This is a genomic window from Stenotrophomonas sp. KH_052 (genome assembly GCF_057838755.1).
On the sequence record NZ_CM174475.1, the window covers coordinates 484560 to 507026 of the forward strand.

Here is a 22467-nt window from a genome sequence, read left to right on the forward strand (position 1 = left end):
TTTCCGTGCGTATTGACCGAGGAGCGGTTGGATGTATTCAAGGACGAAGAGCGCATCGCGCGCTTTTGCGCGCCTGCTCGCCTGTGCCCTGTGCGTGGCCGTATGGCCGATGGCCGTGCAGGCCGCAGACAAATCGCAGCAGGCCTATTGGGCCGGGTTTGCCTACACCGCTGATGCCGCTGCCGTGCAGGCGACCACGCCGCATGCGCATGCGGTGCTGGAGAAGCGCGGCCTGATTCCGCTCAACCAGACCCTGGTGCAGGCGCTCAAGCGCCGTGCGCCGGCCCACCTGGAACTGATCGACCAGCCAGTGGCGATGCTTGACGGCACCACCAGTGCCACCGTGCTGGCTGCCGCGCTGGACCGCGAACTGGTGTCTGTCGAGCCGATCGGCAGCCAGTACAAGGTGCTGGTGGAAGTGGCGCTGCAGGCGCTGTTCTTCGACTTCCGCGAGCGCCAGGTGATCGCGTCCTATCCGCTGACCCTGCAGCGCATCGACGTGCAGGACTACCGTCCTGACAGCGACGATATCGACGCGATCGTCGCTGATCTGCTGTATGGCAACGCCAGCACCAGCCTGTCGCAGGTGCTGGCTGCCAGCCTCGCCCAGGCCAGGCTGCCCGATGCCGCCGTGCGTCGCCTGCAGGTCGGTGGCGTAACTCTGTCCGACGCGGTCCGCGCCAAGCTGCCCGACCCGAAGTGGGAAGCCCCGCTGCGCGCCACGCTGGCCCATGAGCTGTCCAAGACGCTGTCGTCCAATACCGGCGTCGGCCTGCTGCCGCCGGCCTCGGGCCAGGCGATCGGTGGTGCGATGGCGGCGCGCTTTGCCGACGGCAAGGTCTACCAGCTGAAGATTCCCGAGCCGGACTACGTCATCAACCTGCAGGTGGATGCGCTGAAGAACGGCGTGATCGAAGAAACCCCGGCGATGAAGACGATGCTGTTCGGCGCGTTCTTCACCGCCAAGGTGACCGAGCCGTTCTCCGGCAAGGTCTATTTCGAACAGCCGCTGCGCAAGGGTGCCACCAAGGTGGTGCCGGTCACGCAGTGGCAGGTCGACCAGTGGTCGGCCAGCTACGAAACCCTGCTGGCCGGCTTCGACGCCTTCGCCGGCGCCGCCGCCAAGCGCGCCGATTCGCGCGGCTGGCTGGACGAACAGAAGCCGGGCGGCCGCCCGTTGCAGCAGCAGACCCAAGCCCTCCAGGAGTTGATCAAGTCATGTCGTTGATGCGTACCATCCTGCTCATCCTCATCGCCCTGGTGGTGGCCTCCCCGGTCGCTGCGCAGACCGCCAGTTCGCGCGGTACCGGTTCGGCCAGCTACGGCCTGCGCCTGAGTGCCGACACCCGCGCCCAGGCCCTGAACAAGGCCAAGGTCAATGCACTGGAGGCGTACATCGCCGAAACCGGTGCGGCCAAGCTGCGCCTGTTCGAAGCGCGTCGCGCCGAGTTCATCGGCGAGATCGACCGCTACGTGCTCAGCGCCGTGCCGCTGTCGGACACCGAAGACAAGAAGGCCAAGACCTACACCGTCACCGTCCGCGCCGAGATCAACACCACGCTGCTGCAGACCAAGCTGGATGCCGGCTCGGCCGTGGCCGGTGCCACCGCCGCCCAGCGTTCGCTGCTGACCTTCCTGTTCATGGCGCGCTCGCAGGACACCGTGCAGTCGTTCCAGGACAAGGAATACCGCCGCGTCGACGCCAGCAGCAGCTACAGCGAGAATACCCGTGAAGGCGACAGCTTCCGCGGCAACTCGGTCAGCACCAACGGCAGCATCAACCAGAACGGTTCGATGTCGGTCACCAGCGGCGGCAGCACCACCCAGCGCAGCGACAACATCAGCTGGAAGGTGGCCAACGCCGCCGAAGTGAACACCGCGATGACCGGTGCCTTCAGCGCCGCCGGCTACGAAGTGGTTGAAGCCGAATACGTGGAAGGCGAATCGCGCGGCCTGCTCAGCATCGAGCGTATCCGCAAGGACTTCAGCACCGGCAACGACCTGTCTGCCGCCACCCTGCGCGATACCGCCAACGGCATCCGTGCGGCCAACATCCCCTACATCGCCGTCGGTACCCTCGACGTCGGCATGCGCGACCGCGATCCGGCCAGCGGCAACACCCGCGTGTTCGTCACGGTCACCGGCAAGGTGCTGGACGTGACCGGTCGCTTCCCGCGCACCGTGTCGTCGGTGGGCCCGGTGCAGTTCTCCGGTACCGGCCCGAACGAAACCGTCGCCCGTACCAACGCGCTGCAGCTGGCGGCTGAAAAGGCTGCCCAGCAGATGATCAACGAACTGAACGTCAAGGCGGTTCGTTGACGTTACCGCTGCGCTCGCCGGGCATGGCCCGGCGCTTCCGGCTCTGGTGGGTGCCGCGCTTGCTCGGCACTGACCCGCTGCCATACCCGATCTTGCGCGCCGCATCGCGGCCGTCTCTCCCAAAGGACTCTCACATGATCCGCAATACTGCTCTTGTCGTGGCCATCGCGGCCGCCACCCTGTCGATGCCGGCCCACGCCCAGTTCGGCAAGCTGAAGGACCTGGCTGGCGCCGCTACCGGCACCTCCAGCAGCAGCGCCTCCAGCGCCGCCGCTCCGGACGAAGCCGCGCAGGAAGCGCTGGTGCGTCGTTTCGTCAGCTCGCAGTCGCACTCTCTGCAGGCCCAGACCTCGTTCGCCCGCGCCTTCGGCCTGGCCGAGCAGGTGCAGCTGCTGGAAGCCGAGCGCCAGGCGCTGTCGTCCGGTTCGGTCAGCGTCGATGCCATGAAGAAGTCGGTGTCGGTCAGCGAAGCCGCCCAGGCGGCCATCAACGAGCGCCAGGCCGCACAGCCGGAACTGAACGCTGAATCCAAGCAGCACTACGCCGAAGGCCTGGTCTCGCTGCTGTCCTCGGCTGCCGAAGCGCAGAAGCTGGGCGGCGAAGCCAGCAGCTTCACCGCCGGCATGAAGAACCTGGGCGCGACCCAGCTGGCCACCGTCGGCCGCAAGCTGGCTGCCGGTGCGTGGGTGGCCAAGGAATCGCCGGGCTTCATCAAGGGCCTGTACGGTTCGACCAAGTCGGCCGTGACCTTTGCCAAGAAGAGCAAGGTGAAGGTGCCGTCCAACGCCGATTCGATGCTCGACTCGCTCTGATCCGAGGCGAATCTCCATGCGTATGACAACCCGTTTGATCGGCCTGGGCCTGGCCGCCGCGCTGCTCGCAGCCTGTGGCAAGCAGGACACCCCGGCTGCCGCGCCCACACCCGCCAAGGACAAGGCAACCAGTGCACTGGCCAGCAATGCGCCAGTGGAAGCAGCGCCCCTGCGTGGCACGCCGGATTTCGGCGGCACCACCCAGGTCGCGCGTGAAGCCGACGGTATCGGCAGCACCCCGGAACTGGCGGTGCTGGCGGCATTGCAGTCGGCGGTGGCGCAGGTCAACGGCGTACGCGTGGCCAGCCAGATGCAGAGCCTGCGTGCAGGCCTGCATGTGGATGTGGATGGCGAACACGTCGGCGATATCCGCGCCGACGCGTTCACCCAGCAGATGATCGCCGGCTCGCAGGGCGCGGTGCTGGGCTATGAAATCCTGTCGCAGGATGAAGTGCGTCAGCTTGACGAGGAAACCGTCGCCCGCGTGCGTGCCAGCGATGAAGGCTGGAGCTTCAAGGGCTCGGCCTCGGCCAGTGCCTCCGGCGAAGCATCGGCCAAGAGCGGTTCGGCCTCGGCCAGCGTCAGGGAAAGCTACGACGAGAAGGTCAACGTCGATGCCAAGCGTGGCGCAAGCTCGTTCGATTCCGATGTGACCCATCGCAGCATGCGCAGCTACTGGAAGGTGCGCGTGCGCGCGCAGATCGCCCAGTACCGGGCACCAGACGAGCAGGGCAAGCCGAAGATCGTGGTTGCCCTGCCGCGCACCAAGGCCGGCAGCTACGCCGTCGGCGACGGCCGCGTGGATGCCGATGAAGTGGCCGATGCGATCCGCGCACGCCTGTCCGACACGCTGACCCAGACCCAGCGCTTCATCGTGCTGGACCGCGAGTTCGGTGACGAACTGCAGGCCGAGATCGACCACATCAACAGTGGCAACGTGCGCCTGCAGGACACCGCACGCGTGGGCCAGCAGCTGGCTACCGACCTGATCCTGATCCCGACCATCGAACGCTTCGAGTACCCGCGCAGCGTGCGCAACCTGCGCATGTCCGACCGCCAGGTGACCTCGTACTCCGGTGGCGGCCGCATCACCCTGCGCCTGATCAACGCCACCACCGGCCAGGTGGTGATGTCCGACAGCTTCGACCACCAGCTGGCCTCGACCGGCCCGAGCACCCTGCCGCGCGTGGTCAATGGCCGCAACATGGCCGCGGCGATGATGGAATCGCTGTCCGGCCAGATCGGCACCACCATCGTCACCACGCTGTTCCCGGTGTCGGTGGTTTCGGTGGACGGAGACCAGGTGGTGCTGAGCCAGGGCGGTGACACCGTGCAGGCCGGCCAGCGCTGGCAGGCCGTGCGCCTGGGCGAAGAACTGAAGGACCCGCAGACCGGTCGCTCGCTGGGCCGCAGCGAACACCCGTGCTGCACCATCCGCATCGACCGCGTGGCCGCACAGACCTCTTACGGCACCATCGAAGACGGCGTCGACGCCATGCGCGGCGGCTTCCGTCCGGGCCAGATTGAACTGCGCCAGAAGCTGGGCAGCAAGCCGGCTGCCGCCGCTGCAGGCAGCGCGACTGCCTCGGCCGCACCCGCCGCCGCCGCGCGCCCAGCGGCCAAGCCGAAGCCCAAGCCCGCTGCCGCCCCGGCCGAAGACCCGAACTGGTAACACGCCAAGGCAGCACACAGATGGGGTCAGAGCCCTTTCCCACCGGGAAAGGGCTCTGACCCTTTCTTGTTTCCGTCCGTGTCGACCAAGGTCGACACCTACCAACAGCGGTGTGTCGACCAAGGTCGACACCCACCAACAGCAGCGGGAACCTGTCGAAGGCGGGGTGGGTCCGGTTGCGGGGGCGTGAGCCGCATGGATGCGGCGACCGAGCTTACATGGACGTACTTGCAGCGGCCCCCGCAACCGGACCCACCCCGCCATCCCACGGAATGCCGCTGTTGCTTCAGCTGTTGCTGTTGCCCTGGCTTCGGCAGGTGCAGGGCGCAGCCCTGCCGAATCCCATTACACTCCAGAAGGATTTCCCTGCTGGAGAGAGCGATGAAACGAGCAGTACTGGGCGTGCTGGCCCTGTCAGTGTCGAGCGCACTGATGGCGGCCACCCCGAAATTCGATGGCGCGCGGATCTCCGCCGACGTCAAGGAACTGGCCTCCGACGCCTACGAAGGCCGCTCCCCGGCCACCGCCGGCGAAGAGAAGACCGTCACCTATCTCAGCAAGCAGTTTGCCGACGCCGGCCTGCAGCCGGGCGGCGACCTCAAGGACGGCAAGCGCCTGTGGACCCAGGCCGTGCCGCTGCGCAAGGGCGACATCGTCGGCGCACCGCAGCTGGCGCTGCACCAGGGCGGGAAGACCGTCAGCCTCGAACAGGGCAAGCAGATTGCCGTGCGCGCCGCCATGAACGGCGCCAGCAACGTCGACATCAGCAAGGCCCCGCTGGTGTTCCTCGGCTACGGCGTCAAGGCACCGGAGCGCAACTGGGACGACTTCAAGGGCGTGGACCTGAAGGGCAAGATCGCCGTCGTGCTGATCAACGACCCGGATTTTGAAACCGGCCAGGGCGACTTCGACGGCAAGGGCATGACCTACTACGGCCGTTGGACTTACAAGTACGAAGAGGGCGCACGCCAGGGCGCGCTGGGTGTGCTGATCGTTCACGAGACCGCACCGGCCTCCTATGGCTGGGCCACCGTCGCCGGCTCCAACACCAACACCATGTTCGATGTGGTGCGTGACAACCCGGCCGAGAGCCATCCGCTGCTGGAAGGCTGGATCCAGCGCGACCTGGCCGTGGAGCTGTTCCGTTCGGCCGGGCAGGATTTCGAAGCGCTGAAGAAGAAGGCGCAGCAGCGTGACTTCACCCCGGTGCCGCTGACCGGTGCCAGCCTGGATGCGAAGTACGCGGTGAAGACCGAAGTGATCACCTCGCACAACGTGGCCGCGCGCCTGGAAGGCAGCAGCCACCCGGACGAGACTGTCATCTACAGTGCGCACTGGGACCACATCGGCGTGGGCGAGCCCGACGCACGCGGCGACCGCATCTTCAACGGCGCGCTGGACAACGCCAGCGGCACCGCATCGCTGATCGAACTTGCCCGCGGTTTCGCCAAGCAGAAGCGCCCGCAGCGCTCGGTGCTGTTCCTGGCGGTGACCGCCGAAGAGAAGGGCCTGCTGGGTTCGGAGTACTACGCCACCCATCCGCTGTATCCGCTGGAAAAGACCGTAGCGATGATCAACATGGACGGTATGGCGCCGTTCGGCCCGTCGCGTGACTTCGGCATCTACGGTGCCGCGCGCTTCGAACTGCTGGACCAGCTGAAGGACGTGGCCAAGGGCTGGGATATCCGCTACACGCCGGACCCGAAGCCGGAAGCCGGCCTGTTCTTCCGCTCCGATCACTTCCCGTTCGCCAAGCGCGGCGTGCCGGCGCTGTCGTGGTCGGCTGGCCAGGATTGGGTGGACGGCGGCGTGGCGGCAGGCAAAAAGGCCTCGGAGGACTACACCGCCAAGCGTTACCACCAGCAGGGCGACGAATGGCAGCCGGACTGGGTGTTCGCCGGTGCCGCCCGCGACCTGGAAGTGCTGTACACGCTGGGCAACCAGCTGGCCAACTCGCGCAGCTGGCCGAACTGGAGCAAGGACGAGTCGTTCCGCGCCGTGCGTGACGCCAGCGCCGACCAGCGCAAATAAGGCAACGCGCCGGGCTTGCCCGGCGCCTCCCTGGTAGTGCCGGCCGCTGGCCGGCAACCCTGTGATGCATGCGGAGATAATGGGGAACCGGCCAGCGGCCGGCACTACCAGATGGGCTTCCATCCCCGCTTTCCGGCCCTTCGTCGCAGGCCGCTTGCTTGCCGGATGGGCCGCCCTATGCTCGGCTCACCCCCTTCCACCAAGGCGCCGCCGTGATCGCCAGCCTCTCCCTCATCCTCCGTCACCTGCTGGCCTGGGCCGCGGCACTGTTCGTGGCCGGCATGGTCTGGAGCGGCATTTTCAGCGGCATGAACGACGGCCCCGGCTGGGTGTTCGGGCTGCTGGTGATGTTCCTGATGATCTCGGCGCTGGGCAGTGCGGTAACCCATGTGCGCCGGGTCTGGCTGGTGGCCGGCCGCCTCGATGGCGCCACCCTGTCCGGGCGCCAGCGTCGGCAGATCGAACTGCCGATGGATGCCGGCCACGCCTTCGCGGTGGTCGAGGCGGCGGTGGGCGAGCTGCCGCGGGTGGAGGAGGTGGAAAGCTCGGCGGGCAGCCTGCAGGTGCGCGCCTATGTACGCCGTGTCGATCTCTGGAACGGCCGCCAGCCGTCGCGCTGGAACCTGCCGGCACGGCTGGCGATCAAGCGCAACAGCGTGCTGGCCACGGTCACGCCGGGGCAGGGCACCAGCACCGTCACCCTGCTGTTCGAACCGGACGCAGGCTGGTGGGCCGACCTGTTGGCGCTGGATGAGGGCAGCAACTACGAGAATGCCGAAGCGGTCACTCGTGCGATCAGTCGACGCGTTGCCGACCAGCGTCGCGACGAGCAGGCCGCCGCCGAACAGACCCAGGTCGAGAAGGAGCTGTCGGTGGCGCGGCTGAACCTGCTGCATGCGCAGGTCGAACCGCATTTCCTGTACAACTCGCTGGCCAACGCACAGGTGCTGACCCGCACCGATCCTGCGCGCGCAGAACAGATGCTCGGCCATCTGATCCAGTACCTGCGCAGTTCGCTGCCGCAGGTGGACGAATCGGTATCCACCCTGGGTGTAGAGCTGGAGCGCACCCGCGCCTACCTGGAGATCCTGCGTATCCGCATGGGCGCGCGGCTGGCGGTGGAAGTGCAGGTGCCGACCGAACTGCATGAGGTGAAGCTGCCGGCGATGGCGCTGCAGACGCTGGTGGAAAACGCGATCAAGCACGGCCTGGAACCCAAGCCCGGCGGCGGCACGATCTGGATCCTGGCGCGTGGTTTCGATGACCATGTGACGGTGACGGTGGCCGACGACGGCCTCGGCTTCGGCCAGGGCACCAGTGGCACCGGCATCGGCCTGAAGAACCTGCGCGAGCGCCTGCGCCTGACCTGCGGCGAGCAGGCCGGTGTGGCGATCGTTGCCAACTTCCCCAGCGGCGTGGCCGCGACCATGACCCTGCCGCAGTCGGCCAAGGAACGCAGCCATGCCGCTTGAAGCGCTGATCGCCGAAGACGAAGAACTGCTGCGGCAGTCACTGGTGGAGCAGCTGGGCCGGCTGTGGCCGGAACTGAAACTGGTGGCCGAGTGCGAGGACGGCGCCAGTGCGCTGGAGCAGCTGGCCGAGAAGCAGCCGGATATCGCCTTCCTCGACATCCGCATGCCTGGCATCAGCGGCATCGAGGTGGCACGTTCGCTGTCCGAACTGAGCCCGCGTACCCAGGTGGTGTTCGTCACCGCCTATGACCAGTACGCCATCGATGCGTTCGAGCAGGGCGCAATGGATTATCTGCTGAAGCCGGTGAGCGACGAGCGCCTGCTGGCCACGCGCGAGCGCATCCTGTCGCGGCTGCCATCGGCGGGCCAGGACGACGCGGTGCTTGAACGCCTGCTGCAACGGCTGGGTCCATCGCAGGGCAGCGCCGATCACCCGCCGCTGGCCTGGATCACCGCCAGCAACGGCCGCGAGACGCAGCTGATCATGCTGGAGGACGTGGCCTACTTCCGCGCCGACAACAAGTACACCACGGTGGTCACCGCCGCCGGCGAAAGCCTGCTGCGCACGCCGCTGCGCGAGCTGCTGGAAGTACTCGACCCGCAGCACTTCCGCCAGATCCATCGTTCGACCATCGTCAACATGAAGGCGGTGGCGGCGGTGAGCCGCGACGATACAGGGCGCGGTGTACTGCGCCTGCGCCAGCGTGCGGAAACACTGGTGGTCAGCCAGCCCTTCATGAGTCTGTTCCGCGGCATGTAGCCGCGCCGCATCTTCCGATACCCGGAGCTTTCCATGCGTTCCTTCCTGCTTATGGGCCTCGCTGCTTTGGCGCTTGCCGGTTGCCAGAAGTCCACCGAGACCGCAATTACCCGCACCAACGCCAATGGCGTGGATACGCTGTACAGCAAGCGCACCGTGGTGGATGGGGTGGCACGCTTCGAGTGCATCGCCAGCCGCAGCGGCCAGTGCCACTACCTGGTGCTGGACCCGGCCTGCAGTCCCGATGCCGTCTGTGCGAAAGCGCCAATGCGGTCGTTCGCGGTGGCAGTGGGAGAGACGCGGGAGTTCAGTGACCTGCCGAAGGGCTTCAACCAATGCGTCAGCGAGGAACGGAAAGAACAATGCCACCGTGAGTGATCACGGTGGCATTGTGGGTCCCCCCGCTTCCCCGAAGGGTCAGTAGGCTGGCTGCAGCGTCAGTTCGTGGTGCTGCTCGGTTTCACCCACGTGGTTGAGGCGTCCCACCAGTTCCGAATGCTGCTTCATGCGCCCGATCTCGGTCATGATGCGGATGTCCTCATGGCGCAGTTCACGCCGGGCGGTGACCGCCTGCTTGTAGTCCAGCACTTCCGGATAATGCTCGGCCAGGTCCAGCGCCTCGGCCACGTGCTCGACGCTGTCGGCCTTGGAACTGATCCGCGCGCGGCTGTTGAACGCCTTCATCCAGCGCTCGAAACCGGCGGTACGGTCGAACATGTTGGCCATGAACCAGATTACGAACAGGATCGATACCCATGAGCCGAACACGATCACCACGCGGGTGAAGGTGATATGGAAATCGTCACGCCACAGGTAGTTGGCAATCAGGCCGAGGATCAGCAGCGACGCCGCCTGCCAGCCCACGATCGAGGCGATCAGCCATTGGCACTTGGCCTGGGCGAGCACAGCCACTTCGTCGCGGATCTGCTGCTCGCTGAGGTTGCGCCAGTGCGCGACCTGTTTATCGAACGGGCTGCTGTAGAGCTCGTTGTCGCGAAGCAGAATTCCCAAACCCTTGAACAAAGCAATCATGGCTGGCTCCTTGTGGAACGTGCGTCGATCAGCGTTGGACGGTGTGGCGGGTTCAGTTCTAGCACTTCCAGCGAGCCGTGCAATGGGGCCAAGGCCAAGCGGCGCAAGGCTTCTGTCTGAATGAGTGAATGTTGCTGCGTTGCAGCATCGCGGCTGCAGCCTGCGACAAGATGTCGCAGGGTGAAACGTGCTGCGGCCGCACATGAAACCGTGGCTGAGTGCGGAGACTCGCCGTTGGCGTCGTGATCGCCCAGAATCGGGGCCGACCGCGCAGCGCGCGGCCGTTCTTCCGCCTTTCCTGGACCTGTGATGCCGGCTCTGCTGCAGCGACTCTCCCGCCCCGTGACCGCGCCGATCCGGCGCTGGGTCCTGGAGGCCTTCCCGCGTGGCCAGAGCGGCATCGATTACGACCACCCACTGGGCGACCCGGGCTGGTTCGGCCCCGACAGCGTCACCTGGCGACTGCATGCCGAGTTCCCCTCGATGCTGGCCGGTGGCCTGTGTGCGCTGATGCTGCAGACCCTGCACCCGCGCGCGCTGGCCGGCGTGTACGACCACTCCAATTTCCGCCAGGACCTGGTGGGGCGCCTGCGCCGCACCACCGCCTTCGTTGCCGGCACCAGCTATGCGCCCAGCGGCGAGGTGGAGGCGCTGGTGGCCAAGGTACGCCGCATCCATGCGCAGATCCGCGGCCAGACCGCGCAGGGCGAGGGGTATGCCGCCGATGATCCGCAGTTGCTGACCTGGGTGCATGTGACCGAAGCATTCGGTTTCCTGCAGGGTTTCCGCCGCTACGGGCGCGAGGTGCCCGAACCCATTGCCGACCGCTATTACGACGAGTACCGCCGCGTGGCCGAAGCGCTGGGTGCGGTGGACGTACCGCGCAGCGAAGCGGAAGTGGCGGCGTACTTCTGTGCGCGGCAGCCGGAGCTGCGCGTGGACGAGCGCTCACGCGAGGTGCTGGAGGTGTTGTCCGGTGTGCGCCTGCCGGTACCGGTGCCGGGCCTGTCGCGCGAAGTGTTTCTGGGGGCCGGTGCCGCGCTGCTGCCGGACTGGGCCGAAGGCATGCTCGAGCGCAATGGCCGCCAACGGGCGCAGGCGGCGGCGTCGGCGAAATTGATGCGGGGCATGGCGCCGCTGTTCCGCCGCGCACTGCCCGATGGCCTGGCCAGCCGCGCCTGTACGCGCGTGGGCGTGCCGGTGGAAGTACTGCGCGAGTGGCCCACCGTTCCCAGGTAGGTGCCAACCTTGGTTGGCACGCGTTGCGCGCGGTGCCGCAGAAGCGCCAACCAAGGTTGGCATCTACCAAAGCGGGCCATGGGGTGGATCCATTCCATGCAAAACGGATTCCGCCGTAGATCCACGCCATGCGTGGATGGGCCTTACCCCGTCGACTTCAACCCACGCAACAGCATCTCCAGCGCCGCCGCCGCCTCACGAAACCGCGCGTCGCCCTGCTCGCCGTCGGCGATCCAGAACGCGGCCTCGGCCAGGCTGCCGTAGATCAGCGACGCCATCGCCTGCGCATCCACCGGCGCCACCGCACCCTCGGCAATCAGCTGCTCGATCAGGCGCTGCATCGAGTTCACGCAGTGCCGCTGCGATTCCGGTGAGGCGCCACCCAGCACCGCGCGCGCATCGCGCAGCACGATGCGCTGGATCTCCGGCTCCAGTGCCATCTCAAGATAGGCGCGGCAACGCTGCACGAAGCCGTCCCAGGCATCATCCGCGCCATCGCTGATCGCCTGCAGGCGCAGGTCGGTCTCGGCATCGAGCTGGGCGACGACAGCCGCCAGCAGACCCTTCTTGTCGCCGAAGTGGTGGTACAGCGCGCCGCGGGTCAGCCCGGCCTGGGCGGTCAGGTCGTCCATCGAGGTGGCGGCATAGCCGTGCTCGCTGAACACGCGGCGGGCGGTGGCCAGCAGGCTGGCGCGGGTTTCTTCCATCTCGGCGCGGGTGCGACGAACCATCCGGAGCTCCTTACATACACAGTGCATGATTATTTACATACGGCGCGTATGAATGTAGTCTCATATTCATACGCTCTGTATGTATTGTCGTGGCGCTTCCCGCGCCAGGCAAGTCGCTGCCTTGGAGAATGCGATGGCCACCCCTTACCGCGACCTGTTCGCCGCCCCCGGCACCGCCGGCCTTGCCCTGGCCGGGCTGCTGGCCCGCCTGCCGCTGCCAATGACCGGCATCGGCATCATCACCCTCCTGTCGCAGCTGCGCGGCAGCTATGCACTGGCCGGCACGGTGTCGGCCACCTTCGTGCTGACCTACGCGCTGCTGTCGCCACAGGTATCACGCTGGGTCGACCGCCATGGGCAGGGCAGGGTGCTGCCGTGGGCCACCGCGCTGAGCGCCAGCGGCCTGGTGGTGTTGTTGGCCTGCACCGTGCTGCAGGCACCGGACTGGACCCTGTTCGCCGCGGCGATGCTGGCCGGCTGCATGCCCAGCGTGTCGGCGATGGTGCGCGCGCGCTGGACCGCGATCCATCGCGGTCGCCCGCAACTGCAGACCGCCTACTCGCTGGAGACGGTGTTCGACGAGGTCACCTTCATTGCCGGGCCACCGTTGTCAGTCGGATTGTCGGTAGCGGCATGGCCACAGGCCGGCGTGCTGGCTGCAGCCCTGCTGCTGGTGCTCGGGGTGACCGCATTGGTTCTGCAGCGTGGTACCGAACCACCGCTGCAGCGATGCGAAGGCGCAACACCCTCGCGCTCGCTGCTGCGGCAACCGGAGATCCGCCTGCTGGCGTTGCTGATGCTGGCGATGGGAGTGATCGTCGGCACGGTCGACATCACCAGCGTGGCCTTCGCCGAACAGCGTGGCCAGCCCCTCGCAGCGAGCGTGGTGCTGTCGGCCTATGCGCTGGGCAGCTGTGCGGCAGGCCTGCTGTTCGGTGCGCTGAAGCTGCAGGTGCCGTTGCCGCGCCTGTTGCTGCTGGGCGCAGCGGCCACCGCGCTGACCACGTTGCCGTTGCTGTGGGTCGGCAACCTGCCTGCACTGGCCGTTGCCGTGCTGCTGGCCGGCGTGTTCTTCGCGCCGACGATGATCGTGGCGATGTCGCTGGTCGAACAGCGCGTGCCCGGAGCGCGGCTTACCGAGGGCATGACCTGGTTGCTGGCCGGGCTCAACATCGGCGTCGCGCTTGGCGCGGCGCTGTCCGGGCAGAGCGTCGATGCGGGGGGCGTGCGCAGTGGCTTCGTGGTCGCGCTGTGCGCGGGCGCCTTCGTGCTGCTGGTCGCCGTGTTCGTGCAGCGCGCGCTGCGTACCCCTTTCTCTTCCACCTCGCTTGAAGGAACCGTCCCATGAGCGCTTCTTCGCCTGCGCTTGCTGCACCTGCGGTCCGCTACCCGTGGTGGGCAGTGTCCGCCGTCGGCCTGGCCACGTTCTCGGTGGTCACCACTGAAATGCTGCCGGTCGGCCTGCTGACGCCGATCGCCGACAGCCTCGGTGCTTCCGAAGGCACCGCCGGCCTGATGATCTCGTTGCCGGCGCTGCTGGCGGCGTTGTTCGCGCCGCTGGTGGTGGTCGTCGCCGGTGGCATCGATCGCCGCCGCATCCTGTGTGGGCTGCTGGGCCTGTTGCTGGTGGCCAACATCGCCTCGGCTCTGGCACCCGGTATCGCCTGGCTGCTGGCCGCGCGCGTGCTGGTGGGGCTCTGCATGGGCGGCATCTGGGCCGTCGCCGGGGGCCTCGCGGCGCGCCTGGTGCCAGCACAGCGGATCGGACTGGCCACCTCGATCATCTTCGGTGGCGTGGCCGCCGCCTCGGTCCTTGGCGTGCCGCTGGGCGCGCTGATCGGCGATGCACTGGGCTGGCGCTGCGCATTCGCGGCAATGGCGCTGTTCAGTGCGGCGGTCCTGCTGCTGCATGTGGTGGTGGTTCCCGCGTTGCCGGTGGCAACGTCGGTGCGGCCGCGGCAGTTCGTGCAGCTGCTCGGCCATCGCGGCCTGCAGCGTGGCCTGTGCTTGACCCTGCTGCTGGTGGCCGGGCACTTCATCGCCTTCACCTACGTGCGGCCGCTGCTGACGACAGTGTCGGGCGTGGATGCGAAGTGGATCGGCGCCCTGCTGTTCGCCTATGGCCTGGCCGGCATCGCCGGCAACTTCATCGCCGGTCCGATGGCCGCACGGCATCCGCGTGGAATGCTGCTGGCGATTGCCTTGGGCCTGCTGCTGACGCCGCTGTTGCTGCTGTGGGTGGGCAGTACGCCGACCGGCGGCATTGCGGTGCTGCTGTTGTGGGGCCTGGCCTACGGCGGTGTGTCAGTGGGCCTGATGAGCTGGATGATGAAGGCGGTGCCGCGTGCGCTGGAGATCGCCACCGCGTTGTACGTGGGCGTGTTCAACATCGGCATCGCGCTCGGGGCGTGGGGCGGTGGACGGCTGCTGGACGGCATCGGGTTGCACGCCAACCTGTGGGCCGCGGTGGTGTTGGCTGCGAGCGCTCTGCTGATGGTTGCCACCAGCCGCAGGTAGATCCACGCGATGCGTGGATTCCCACCCCGTGCCGACCAAGGTTGGCACCCACCAAAGCGAGGGATGCGCCAACCAGGGTTGGCAGCTACCGGGAAATGAAACGGGCGCCTTGCGGCGCCCGTTCCAGTTACATCACCACACCTTGACCCGCTTGTCCGGGGCCAGGTACAGCTTCTGGCCTTCCTTCACTTCGAACGCCGGGTACCAGGCGTCGATGTTGCGCACGGTCAGTGCGCGGAACTGGCCCGGTGCATGCACATCGGTCAGCAGCGAGTTGCGCAGCGCCTGCTCGCGGCTCTTGCTGCGCCAGGCCTGGGCAAAGCCGAGGAAGAAGCGCTGGTCGGGTGTGAAGCCTTCCAGGGTCTGGCCCGGCTTGCCCTGCAGCGACAGCTGGTAGGCGTCATAGGCGGTGCCCAGGCCGGCCACGTCGGCGATGTTCTCGCCCAGGCTCAGCTTGCCGTTGACGTGCACGCCGGGGAACGGCTCATAGCTGCTGAACTGCGCGGCCAGCGCATCACCGGCGGCGTTGAACTGCTTGAGGTCCTCGGCGGTCCACCAGTTGTGCAGCTTGCCGGTTTCGTCGAACAGCGCACCGGCGTTGTCGAAGCCATGGCTGATCTCGTGGCCGATCACCGCGCCGATCGCACCGTAGTTCACCGCATCGTCGGCCGCACCGTCGAAGAACGGCGGCTGCAGGATCGCGGCCGGGAACACCAGGCGGTTCTCCAGCGGTACGTTCATCGCGTTGATGGTCTGCGGCAGCATCGCCCACTCGCTGTGGTCGACCGGCTTGCCCAGCTTGGCAATGTTGCGCTGGTACTCGAACAGTTCGGCGCGCTGCGCATTGCCCAGCGCATCATCGCGGCGGATCTCCAGGCCGCTGTAATCACGCCACTTCTCCGGGTAACCCATGCCCACGGTCAGGCCGGCGACCTTGGCCTTGGCGCTGGCCTTGGTCTGCGGTGACATCCAGGCCAGCGCATCGATGCGCTTGGCGAAGGCAGCGATGATGTTCTTCGCCATCTCGTCGGCACGTTCCTTGGTCTTCGCGTCGAAGTGCTTCTCGACGTAGCGCTTGCCAATGGCCTCGCCCACTGCGCGGTTGGCGTCATCCACTGCGCGCTTCCAGCGGTCGCTCTGCTGCGGGGTGCCGCTCAGCGCGGTGCCATGGAAGGCGAAGCGGGCATCGGCGAACTTCTTCGGCAGGTACGCCGCGGCACGGTCCAGCGCGTGGAAGGCCAGGTAGTCCTTCCAGGCGTCCAGCGGCTCGGTGGCGACCAGCTTGGACAGCCCGGCCACGGCCTTGGGCTGCCACACGATGAAGTCCTGCTGCTTGCCCAGCGCCGCTGCATCGAGGAAGGCGTTCCAGTCCATGCCCGGTGCCTTGGCATTGAAGTCGGCCTGGGTCCAGGGGTTGGCACCCTTGGTCACGTCGTTGGTTTCTTCCTGGGTGGCGTGTGCCTGCGCGATCTTTGTCTCCAGCGCGAGGATGCGCTGCGCCTTGCCGGCCGGGTCGGCAACGCCGGCCAGCTGCAGCATCTGTGCGATGTAGGCCTGGTACTGCTTGCGCAGTTCGGCCATGCGGCCACCCCCCAGGTAGAAATCGCGGTCGGGCATGCCCAGCCCGCCCTGCACCAGGTACGGCGCGGTGCGGTCCGGCTGCAGCATGTCCACCGACACCCACAGGCCGAACAGGCGGTCGGTGTAGAAGTTGGTGGCGTTGAGCAGGTCGACATCGGCGCGCATGTCGCCGCCGAGCGTGCGCGCCAGGCCGGCCTTGTCTGCGATGGCTTCGATCGCCTTCAGCTGCGGCTGCACCGGCGCGAGGCCGTGCTGCTCGATGCCGGCTTCATCCATGAAGGCGGCGTAGTAGTCGCCGATCAGCTTGTCGTCACCGTTGGCCTGGGCGTTGCCGGCAGCGCCTTCGAGGATGGCGCGGGTATCGGCCAGGGTCTTTTCGGCGATGACGTTGAAGCTGCCGAAGCGCGAGCGGTCGGCGGGGATCTCGGTGTTCTTGACCCAGGTGCCGTTGGCGAAGCCGAAGAAGTCGTCGCCGGCGGCAATGCTGCGGTCCATGCCGCTGGCATCGAAGCCGAAGCTGCCCAGCATCGGCTTGGCCGCTGCGGGTGCGGCATCGGCCGGCGCGGCGGTGCCGGCGGCCGGTTCGGCCGGGCGGTCGCAGGCGGCCAGGGACAGGCTGGCAACGATGGCCAGTGCCAGGGTGGGACGGCGCAGCTTGGACATGGACTTCTCTTGCAGCGGAAAACCCCAAGTCTAATCCGCCCCGGCCCGGCTGGCCGTTCCGTTGCACCGCAGCGCCTGTGCAGGATCTGGCTGAACGCGCGGATGCGATCTTCACGGCGCCAGCCGCGTGGTGCATGCTGGCCGCTGGAACCCTGCGCGGACACGGGGAGGTGGCCATGCGGGGCGGTGCCAGGCGTCAAGAATGGCGTCCGCCGGCCGTTGAGGTCGGGGACGTGGAGGATTCGTTCGCGCATGAAGCCAGCCGACTGCACAAGGAAGACCGACCGATGCCCGCGCTGAAGCGGGCGTTGGCTCGGCCGTTGCGCGCCATTACCTGGGGCGGCGTGCTGCTGGGCGTGTTGCTGGTGGCTGGCTTGACCACCATGCTGGCCAACGACCACCACCGCCGGCTGGAGGCTGCGCAGCGCCAGAGCCGCGCGCTGGCGGTGGGCAGCGAGCGCCTGCTGGCGCTGGAACTGCGCAACCTGGAACGGGCGATGTCCGGCGTCGCCGCCGACGCCGCCGAACTGTTCCGCCGCGTGCCGGTCCAGGCGCCGGCACTGCTGGATGCCGCCATCGGCGGCGTGCTGAGCCGCCATGCCGAGCTGCACAGCATCGTGGTGCTGGACCGCCACGGCCGCGCGATCACCGCCGGCAAGGGCGATCTGAACCTGCCGCTGTGGACCGACCCGCAGCGGCGCGGGCAGGGCAGCGCGCTGTACATCGGTCCGCCGCAGCAGGCCGGCGACGATGGATGGGTGGTGCCGCTGGCGCTGTCGATGGCCGACGATCGCTGGCTGCTGGCGCGGCTGCGCTGCGGCGAGCTGCAGCGCATCATCGGCGGGCTGGACGTGGGCCCGAACGGACTGGTCTCGATCAGCGATGCCGAGGGTTACATGCTGGCGCGGGTGCCGGATCCGCATGGCACGGTCGGCCGTCGCTTCGACCTGCCACGGCGTGACCTGCTCGGCAAGCAGGCGGTGGTCGAGCTGGGCAGCGTGCCGGGCGCGGTCGATGGCGTGCCACGGATCATCACCGTCAGCACGCTCGAGCGCAGCCCGCTGGCGGTGCAGGTCGGGTTGGCCGATGAGGACGTGCTGGCGCCCTGGTGGCCGTACCTGCAGGCGTCAGTGGCGATCGTGCTGGCTTACATCGGGGTGCTGCTGGTACTGCTGTACGCGGTGCGCCGCAGCACCCGCCGCCAGCAGTCGATGGCGGAGGAACTGAAGACCGGCCACGCCGAACTGCGGCTGGCGCACCAGGTGGGCCGTGTCTGCACCTGGTATGTGGACGAGGATGCGGCACTGCTGCGCTGGTCGCCGCTGGCCCGAGAGATTTTCGGGGTGCAGACCGATGCGCTGCCGGTGGCTGATTTCTTTGCGCGCGTGCACCGTGATGACGCCGCGCGCCTGCAGCACGCCTTCGACCAGGCGTTTGCCGGTAGTGCGGTGCTCGACCAGGTGTTCCGGCTGGTGCTGCCCGGTGGCGAGGTGCGCTGGGTCGGTGCGCGTGGCCAGCGGGTGGAGGTGGCTGACAGTGAGCGGCGCATGATCGGTGCACTGACCGACCTGAGCGAGCGCTACCAGGCGCGTGAGCAGATGGGCGAAGCGGAGCGTCGCTTCCGCCTGCTGTTCGACCGCAACCCGGCGCCGTTCTGGGTGTTCGATCCAGACACGCTGCGCTTCATCGAGGTCAACGACGCCGCTGTGCGCCAGTATGGCTACAGCCGCGAGGAATTCCTGGCGATGAGCATCCTCGACATCCGCCCGCGCGAAGGCTGGGACGAGGTGAAGGGCGCGATCGCCAAGGCCCGCGTCGGCGAGCTGCAGGACGCCACCGTGCGCCTGCACCGGCGCAAGGATGGCAGCGTGTTCGAAGTACGCGCACACCTGTCCCGGCTCGACTTCGATGGACAACCGGCGTGCCTGGTGCTGGCCGAGGACGTCAGTGAACGGCTGGCTTACGAGCGCGACCTGGCCTACCAGGCGCGGCACAACCCGGCCACCGGCCTGCTCAACGTGCGCGCGCTGACCGAACAGCTGGACGAGCACGATGCCGGCTACACCATTGCGTTCGTGCAGCTGCGCGGCCTGCAGCTGGTGGCCGATACGCTGGGACGCGAGATCGGCGATGCGGTGCTGCAGTCGATGGCCACCCGGCTGGGCGGGCTGGGCGCACGCTGCGGCACGCTGGCCTTCCAGCCGGCAGAGGATTTCGTGTTCGCCATCGGCGCCGGGCAGGATGTCCAGCGCGTGCTGGACGACCTGTTGCAGATCGTGTCGGCGCCGATGCGCGGCAAGGATTCGCTGCACCAGTTCGAGCCGCGTATCGGCGTGGCTACGCACGTGGCCGGTGACGGGCACAGCGCCGAGCAGGTGATCGGCATGGCGGCACAGGCCGCGCATGCAGCGCGCGCCGAGGGCAATGTGGTGGTCTGGTTCGACGCGTCGGTGACCACGCGGCTGGCCGACCGCCTGCGCCTGGCCGGGCGCATCCATGCAGCCATCGACAACGAATTCCAGCTGTACTTCCAGCCGATCCGGCACGCCGGCGATGGCAGCCCGGCAGCGCTGGAGGCGCTGCTGCGCTGGCCGCAGGCTGACGGTAGTTTCATTCCGCCCAACGAGTTCATCCCGTTGTGCGAAGACACCGGACTGATCCTGGCGCTGGGGCGCTGGGTGATCCGCGCGGCGGCGAAGGCGCAGCGGCGGCTGGTCGATGCCGGTTGGGGCGAGCTTCCGATCGCGGTCAACGTGTCGGCGGTGCAGTTCTTCAACAGTGACCTGGTAACCGAGTTCACGCGCGCGCAGCAGGACTTCGGCCTGGCCCGCGGCGCGCTGCACGTGGAGCTGACCGAGAGCAGCCTGATGCGCAAGCCGGCGCAGGCGATGCAGACCATGCAGCGCCTGCACGAGCAGGGCATCAGCGTGTCGCTGGATGATTTCGGTACCGGCTACTCGAGCATGTCCTACCTGCAGCACCTGCCGCTGGACATCCTGAAGATCGACCGCAGCTTCGTTGCCGACGTGGAAACCAACCCACGCAATGCCTCGATCTGCCGCGCGCTGCTGTCGCTGGGCCACAGCATGGGGCTGACCATCATCGCCGAGGGCGTGGAAACGCCGGGGCAGCTGGACTGGCTGGCCGCGCACGGCTGTGACCAGGTACAGGGCTATCTGCTGGGCCGGCCGGCGCCGCTGGAGCAGATCATTGATGCGCTGGACGAGGTTCCCGCCTGATCGGGTTTCGCATCTGCCGGTCAGCGGCCCGGCGCTACCCCGTGACGGACCTCTGGTAGCGCCGGGCCATGCCCGGCGGATGCGTCATCAGACTCCGACGTCCACCAGATGGTCGATGAAGCTGCGCACCTTTGGCGCCAGGTGGCTGCGGCTGGTGTAGACCGCGAAGATGCCGATCGGCGAGGCCTCCCATTCGGGCAGGATGCGCACCAGGCGGCCATCAGCCAGCGCGTCTTCCAGCAGGAAATCCGGTTGCAGGATCACGCCCATGCCGGCGATTGCTGCTTCGCGCAGCACGTCGCCGTTGTTGGCGTGCAGCAGGCTGCTTACTCCCACCTTCACTTCGCCACCGGGGCCCTGCAACGGCCAATGGTCGCCGGCGGACCAGTAGCTGTAGCTCAGGCATGCATGTGCCTGCAGCTCCTGCGGGGTCTTTGGCGCACCGTGCGCGGCCAGGTAGGAAGGTGCGGCGCACAGGCTCACCCGCGATTCGCCGAGGCGGCGCGCGATCAAGGTAGGGCTGGGCTCGCGGGTGATGCGAATGGCCACGTCGTAGCCTTCTTCGACCATGTCCACCAGGCGGTCGGACAGTGCCAGGTCCAGTTCCACCTGTGGAAAGCGCTCGCGGTAGCTGGCCAGTAGTGGCCCGAGGCGGGCGATGCCCCAGCTGACCGGCGCGTTGATCCGCAGCGTGCCCGAGGGCTCCAGCGCCTGCGCACCGATGCTGGCCTCCAGCGCATCGAACTCGGCCAGCAGGCGCACGCACTGGGCGTAGTAGGCGGCACCGGCACTGGTCGGGCTGACTCGGCGCGTGGTGCGGTGGAGCAGGCGCGTGGCCAGGCGCTTCTCCAGCGCGGCGACGTGGCGGGTGACGCCGGCGGTGGACAGGTCCAGGGCCTGCGCGGCAGCACTGAAGCCGTTGCGCTCGACCACTGCCACGAACACGCGCATCGCCTCGAGGGTGTCCATTGTTGCGCCTTTTGAAATAAATACGGTCGAAAGATCGTATTTATCGATTCGTGAAGGCGCAATAACCTGTGTCCACTCCCTTCAAGGTGTTTCCCCCATGCACACCACGACTGCTCCTGTTTCGCCGCTGGCCCCGTATGGCGCCACCCTGCTGCGCCTGGCCCTGGGCGTGCTGTTCCTGGTCCATGCGCTGACCAAGCTGCTGGTGTTCACCCCGGCCGGTACCGCCGCGTTCTTCGAATCGCTGGGCCTGCCCGGCGTGCTCGGTTACCTCACCATCGGCGTCGAGCTGGTGATCACCGCCGCATTGCTGCTGGGCATCTACGCACGCTGGGTGGGCCTGATCGGCGTGCCGCTGCTGCTGGGCACCATCGTCACCGTGCATGGCGCCAATGGCTTCGGTTTCGCCAACGCTGGCGGCGGCTGGGAATACCCGGCGTTCTGGGCACTGGCGCTGGTAGTGCTGTTCCTGGTCGGCGATGGCAAGTGGACCCTGCGTTCGCGCTGATCGCCGCCTGATCCTGCAACTGGAGAATTCCATGTCCCGCCTGCCTTCGCTGTACATCTCGCATGGTTCGCCGATGACCGCCCTGCATCCGGGCCAGGTCGGCGTGCGCCTGGCCGAGCTGGCGCGCGACCTGCCGGCGTCACGTGCCATCGTGATGGCCTCGGCGCACTGGCTGGGCCGGCAGCCGCTGGTCGGCGCGCACCCGCAGCCGCCGACCATCCATGACTTCGGCGGCTTCCCGCGCGCGCTGTTCGAACTGCAGTACCCGGCGCCGGGTGATCCGGCGCTGGCCGAAGAGGTGGCCGGCCGTATCGCCGCCGCTGGCCTGCCGGTGGCGCTCGACCCGCAACGTGGCCTCGACCACGGTGCGTGGGTGCCGCTGCGGCTGTTGCGCCCGCAGGCCGACATTCCGGTGGTGCCGCTGTCGATCCAGCCGCTGCTCGGGCCCGAGCACCAGTTCGCGCTGGGCCGTGCGCTGGCGCCGCTGCGCGATCAGGGCGTGCTGCTGGTCGGCTCGGGCAGCATCACCCACAACCTGCACGACTGGGGGGACTACCAGGACGGCAAGGAAGCGCCGTACGTGCGGCCCTTCATTGAGTGGGTGGAGCAGCGCCTGGCCGCCAATGACCGCCAGGCCCTGTTGGATTACCGCCGGCAGGCGCCATTCGCCGAACGCGCGCACCCGACCGACGAGCACCTGCTGCCGCTGTTCTTCGCGATGGGCGCGGCCGGCGAGGGCGGCTTCGGTGCACGCCGCATCGACGCTGGTATCGATGCCGGCTTCCTCGCCATGGATCTGTACCGCTTCGACGGGGCATGAGCCGGGGCTGACGCGCGGCGGCCGTGGTCGCCGCGGTCGTGGCCGCGTGTGGTAATTTTTTCCGGGTTTCCGGCGCTGGCCCCCCGTGCCTCCCCGCGCGCC

The 22467-nt window shown here is 67.7% G+C and carries 18 protein-coding genes; 14 read left to right on the plus strand and 4 right to left on the minus strand.

Annotated features, from left to right (window positions below; genetic code table 11):
• Positions 1–31: 31 nt before the first annotated feature.
• The 8 genes from AC3ITW_RS02150 (at position 32) to AC3ITW_RS02185 (ending at position 9444) form a co-directional block, all read left to right on the plus strand.
• On the plus strand, positions 32–1228 hold the full coding sequence (locus AC3ITW_RS02150; RefSeq protein ID WP_489390038.1) for a hypothetical protein: 1197 nt from the start codon (positions 32–34) through the stop codon (positions 1226–1228).
• Positions 1219–2319, plus strand: coding sequence for a hypothetical protein (locus AC3ITW_RS02155; protein WP_489390039.1), 1101 nt, complete (start codon positions 1219–1221; stop codon positions 2317–2319). Before AC3ITW_RS02150 ends, AC3ITW_RS02155 begins: the two co-directional genes overlap by 10 nt.
• 134 nt (positions 2320–2453) lie before the next feature.
• A complete protein-coding gene (locus AC3ITW_RS02160; RefSeq protein ID WP_004140043.1) occupies positions 2454–3131 on the plus strand; it encodes a hypothetical protein in 678 nt (225 codons plus the stop codon).
• 16 nt (positions 3132–3147) lie between these two features.
• The gene (locus tag AC3ITW_RS02165) at positions 3148–4803 is read left to right on the plus strand and encodes a CsgG/HfaB family protein (RefSeq protein WP_004140044.1); all 1656 of its coding nucleotides are present in this window, start codon (positions 3148–3150) and stop codon (positions 4801–4803) included.
• A 381-nt stretch (positions 4804–5184) separates the two neighbouring features.
• Complete coding sequence (locus AC3ITW_RS02170; RefSeq protein ID WP_012509917.1) at positions 5185–6834, plus strand: M28 family metallopeptidase; 1650 nt, start codon at positions 5185–5187, stop codon at positions 6832–6834.
• A 212-nt stretch (positions 6835–7046) separates the two neighbouring features.
• Positions 7047–8306 carry a sensor histidine kinase gene (locus AC3ITW_RS02175; protein WP_012509918.1) on the plus strand — a complete coding sequence of 420 codons (1260 nt, stop codon included), beginning with the start codon at positions 7047–7049 and terminating at the stop codon, positions 8304–8306.
• A complete protein-coding gene (locus tag AC3ITW_RS02180) occupies positions 8296–9066 on the plus strand; it encodes a LytR/AlgR family response regulator transcription factor (protein WP_100433966.1) in 771 nt (256 codons plus the stop codon). Before AC3ITW_RS02175 ends, AC3ITW_RS02180 begins: the two co-directional genes overlap by 11 nt.
• Positions 9067–9099: 33 nt before the next feature.
• Positions 9100–9444 carry a hypothetical protein gene (locus tag AC3ITW_RS02185; RefSeq protein WP_004140111.1) on the plus strand — a complete coding sequence of 115 codons (345 nt, stop codon included), beginning with the start codon at positions 9100–9102 and terminating at the stop codon, positions 9442–9444.
• Between the two features lie 39 nt (positions 9445–9483).
• Here the strand turns inward: AC3ITW_RS02185 and AC3ITW_RS02190 are convergent, their stop codons facing one another.
• Positions 9484–10098: a hypothetical protein gene (locus AC3ITW_RS02190; RefSeq protein WP_489390040.1), complete on the minus strand. Its 615-nt coding sequence runs from the start codon at positions 10096–10098 to the stop codon at positions 9484–9486.
• 309 nt (positions 10099–10407) lie between these two features.
• Between AC3ITW_RS02190 and AC3ITW_RS02195 the strand changes: the two genes are divergently transcribed.
• Positions 10408–11337 carry an oxygenase MpaB family protein gene (locus tag AC3ITW_RS02195; RefSeq protein ID WP_100433967.1) on the plus strand — a complete coding sequence of 310 codons (930 nt, stop codon included), beginning with the start codon at positions 10408–10410 and terminating at the stop codon, positions 11335–11337.
• Positions 11338–11480: 143 nt separating this feature from the next.
• On the opposite strand, the gene AC3ITW_RS02200 is transcribed toward AC3ITW_RS02195, so the two are convergent.
• Positions 11481–12068, minus strand: coding sequence for a TetR/AcrR family transcriptional regulator (locus AC3ITW_RS02200; RefSeq protein ID WP_100433968.1), 588 nt, complete (start codon positions 12066–12068; stop codon positions 11481–11483).
• A gap of 133 nt (positions 12069–12201) precedes the next feature.
• On the opposite strand from AC3ITW_RS02200, the gene AC3ITW_RS02205 reads away from it, so the two are divergent.
• Complete coding sequence (locus tag AC3ITW_RS02205) at positions 12202–13416, plus strand: MFS transporter (RefSeq protein WP_065724770.1); 1215 nt, start codon at positions 12202–12204, stop codon at positions 13414–13416.
• Positions 13413–14585 (plus strand): MFS transporter, encoded by a 1173-nt coding sequence (locus AC3ITW_RS02210; protein ID WP_100433969.1) that lies wholly within the window; start codon positions 13413–13415, stop codon positions 14583–14585. The genes AC3ITW_RS02205 and AC3ITW_RS02210 overlap by 4 nt, the downstream gene beginning before the upstream one ends.
• Before the next feature lie 132 nt (positions 14586–14717).
• Here the strand turns inward: AC3ITW_RS02210 and AC3ITW_RS02215 are convergent, their stop codons facing one another.
• Positions 14718–16829 (minus strand): M13 family metallopeptidase, encoded by a 2112-nt coding sequence (locus AC3ITW_RS02215; RefSeq protein ID WP_004140275.1) that lies wholly within the window; start codon positions 16827–16829, stop codon positions 14718–14720.
• 176 nt (positions 16830–17005) lie between these two features.
• Between AC3ITW_RS02215 and AC3ITW_RS02220 the strand changes: the two genes are divergently transcribed.
• Positions 17006–20068 carry a bifunctional diguanylate cyclase/phosphodiesterase gene (locus tag AC3ITW_RS02220; RefSeq protein WP_100433976.1) on the plus strand — a complete coding sequence of 1021 codons (3063 nt, stop codon included), beginning with the start codon at positions 17006–17008 and terminating at the stop codon, positions 20066–20068.
• Between the two features lie 87 nt (positions 20069–20155).
• On the opposite strand, the gene AC3ITW_RS02225 is transcribed toward AC3ITW_RS02220, so the two are convergent.
• A complete protein-coding gene (locus tag AC3ITW_RS02225) occupies positions 20156–21037 on the minus strand; it encodes a LysR family transcriptional regulator (protein WP_100433970.1) in 882 nt (293 codons plus the stop codon).
• A 97-nt stretch (positions 21038–21134) separates the two neighbouring features.
• On the opposite strand from AC3ITW_RS02225, the gene AC3ITW_RS02230 reads away from it, so the two are divergent.
• Together AC3ITW_RS02230 and AC3ITW_RS02235 are read left to right on the plus strand one after the other, a co-directional pair.
• A complete protein-coding gene (locus tag AC3ITW_RS02230; protein WP_100433971.1) occupies positions 21135–21545 on the plus strand; it encodes a DoxX family protein in 411 nt (136 codons plus the stop codon).
• 31 nt (positions 21546–21576) lie between these two features.
• Complete coding sequence (locus AC3ITW_RS02235) at positions 21577–22365, plus strand: dioxygenase family protein (protein WP_100433972.1); 789 nt, start codon at positions 21577–21579, stop codon at positions 22363–22365.
• Positions 22366–22467 lie beyond the last annotated feature (102 nt).

What these genes read in the sequence shown, in the direction of transcription:
- AC3ITW_RS02150 (WP_489390038.1), top strand. Translation starts at nt 32, where the DNA reads ATGTATTCAAGGACGAAGAGCGCATCGCGCGCTTTTGCGCGCCTGCTC.
- AC3ITW_RS02155 (WP_489390039.1), top strand. Translation starts at nt 1,219, where the DNA reads ATGTCGTTGATGCGTACCATCCTGCTCATCCTCATCGCCCTGGTGGTG.
- AC3ITW_RS02160 (WP_004140043.1), top strand. Translation starts at nt 2,454, where the DNA reads ATGATCCGCAATACTGCTCTTGTCGTGGCCATCGCGGCCGCCACCCTG.
- AC3ITW_RS02165 (WP_004140044.1), top strand. Translation starts at nt 3,148, where the DNA reads ATGCGTATGACAACCCGTTTGATCGGCCTGGGCCTGGCCGCCGCGCTG.
- AC3ITW_RS02170 (WP_012509917.1), top strand. Translation starts at nt 5,185, where the DNA reads ATGAAACGAGCAGTACTGGGCGTGCTGGCCCTGTCAGTGTCGAGCGCA.
- AC3ITW_RS02180 (WP_100433966.1), top strand. Translation starts at nt 8,296, where the DNA reads ATGCCGCTTGAAGCGCTGATCGCCGAAGACGAAGAACTGCTGCGGCAG.
- AC3ITW_RS02185 (WP_004140111.1), top strand. Translation starts at nt 9,100, where the DNA reads ATGCGTTCCTTCCTGCTTATGGGCCTCGCTGCTTTGGCGCTTGCCGGT.
- AC3ITW_RS02190 (WP_489390040.1), bottom strand. Translation starts at nt 10,098, where the DNA reads ATGATTGCTTTGTTCAAGGGTTTGGGAATTCTGCTTCGCGACAACGAG.
- AC3ITW_RS02195 (WP_100433967.1), top strand. Translation starts at nt 10,408, where the DNA reads ATGCCGGCTCTGCTGCAGCGACTCTCCCGCCCCGTGACCGCGCCGATC.
- AC3ITW_RS02200 (WP_100433968.1), bottom strand. Translation starts at nt 12,068, where the DNA reads ATGGTTCGTCGCACCCGCGCCGAGATGGAAGAAACCCGCGCCAGCCTG.
- AC3ITW_RS02205 (WP_065724770.1), top strand. Translation starts at nt 12,202, where the DNA reads ATGGCCACCCCTTACCGCGACCTGTTCGCCGCCCCCGGCACCGCCGGC.
- AC3ITW_RS02210 (WP_100433969.1), top strand. Translation starts at nt 13,413, where the DNA reads ATGAGCGCTTCTTCGCCTGCGCTTGCTGCACCTGCGGTCCGCTACCCG.
- AC3ITW_RS02215 (WP_004140275.1), bottom strand. Translation starts at nt 16,829, where the DNA reads ATGTCCAAGCTGCGCCGTCCCACCCTGGCACTGGCCATCGTTGCCAGC.
- AC3ITW_RS02220 (WP_100433976.1), top strand. Translation starts at nt 17,006, where the DNA reads ATGCGGGGCGGTGCCAGGCGTCAAGAATGGCGTCCGCCGGCCGTTGAG.
- AC3ITW_RS02225 (WP_100433970.1), bottom strand. Translation starts at nt 21,037, where the DNA reads ATGGACACCCTCGAGGCGATGCGCGTGTTCGTGGCAGTGGTCGAGCGC.
- AC3ITW_RS02230 (WP_100433971.1), top strand. Translation starts at nt 21,135, where the DNA reads ATGCACACCACGACTGCTCCTGTTTCGCCGCTGGCCCCGTATGGCGCC.
- AC3ITW_RS02235 (WP_100433972.1), top strand. Translation starts at nt 21,577, where the DNA reads ATGTCCCGCCTGCCTTCGCTGTACATCTCGCATGGTTCGCCGATGACC.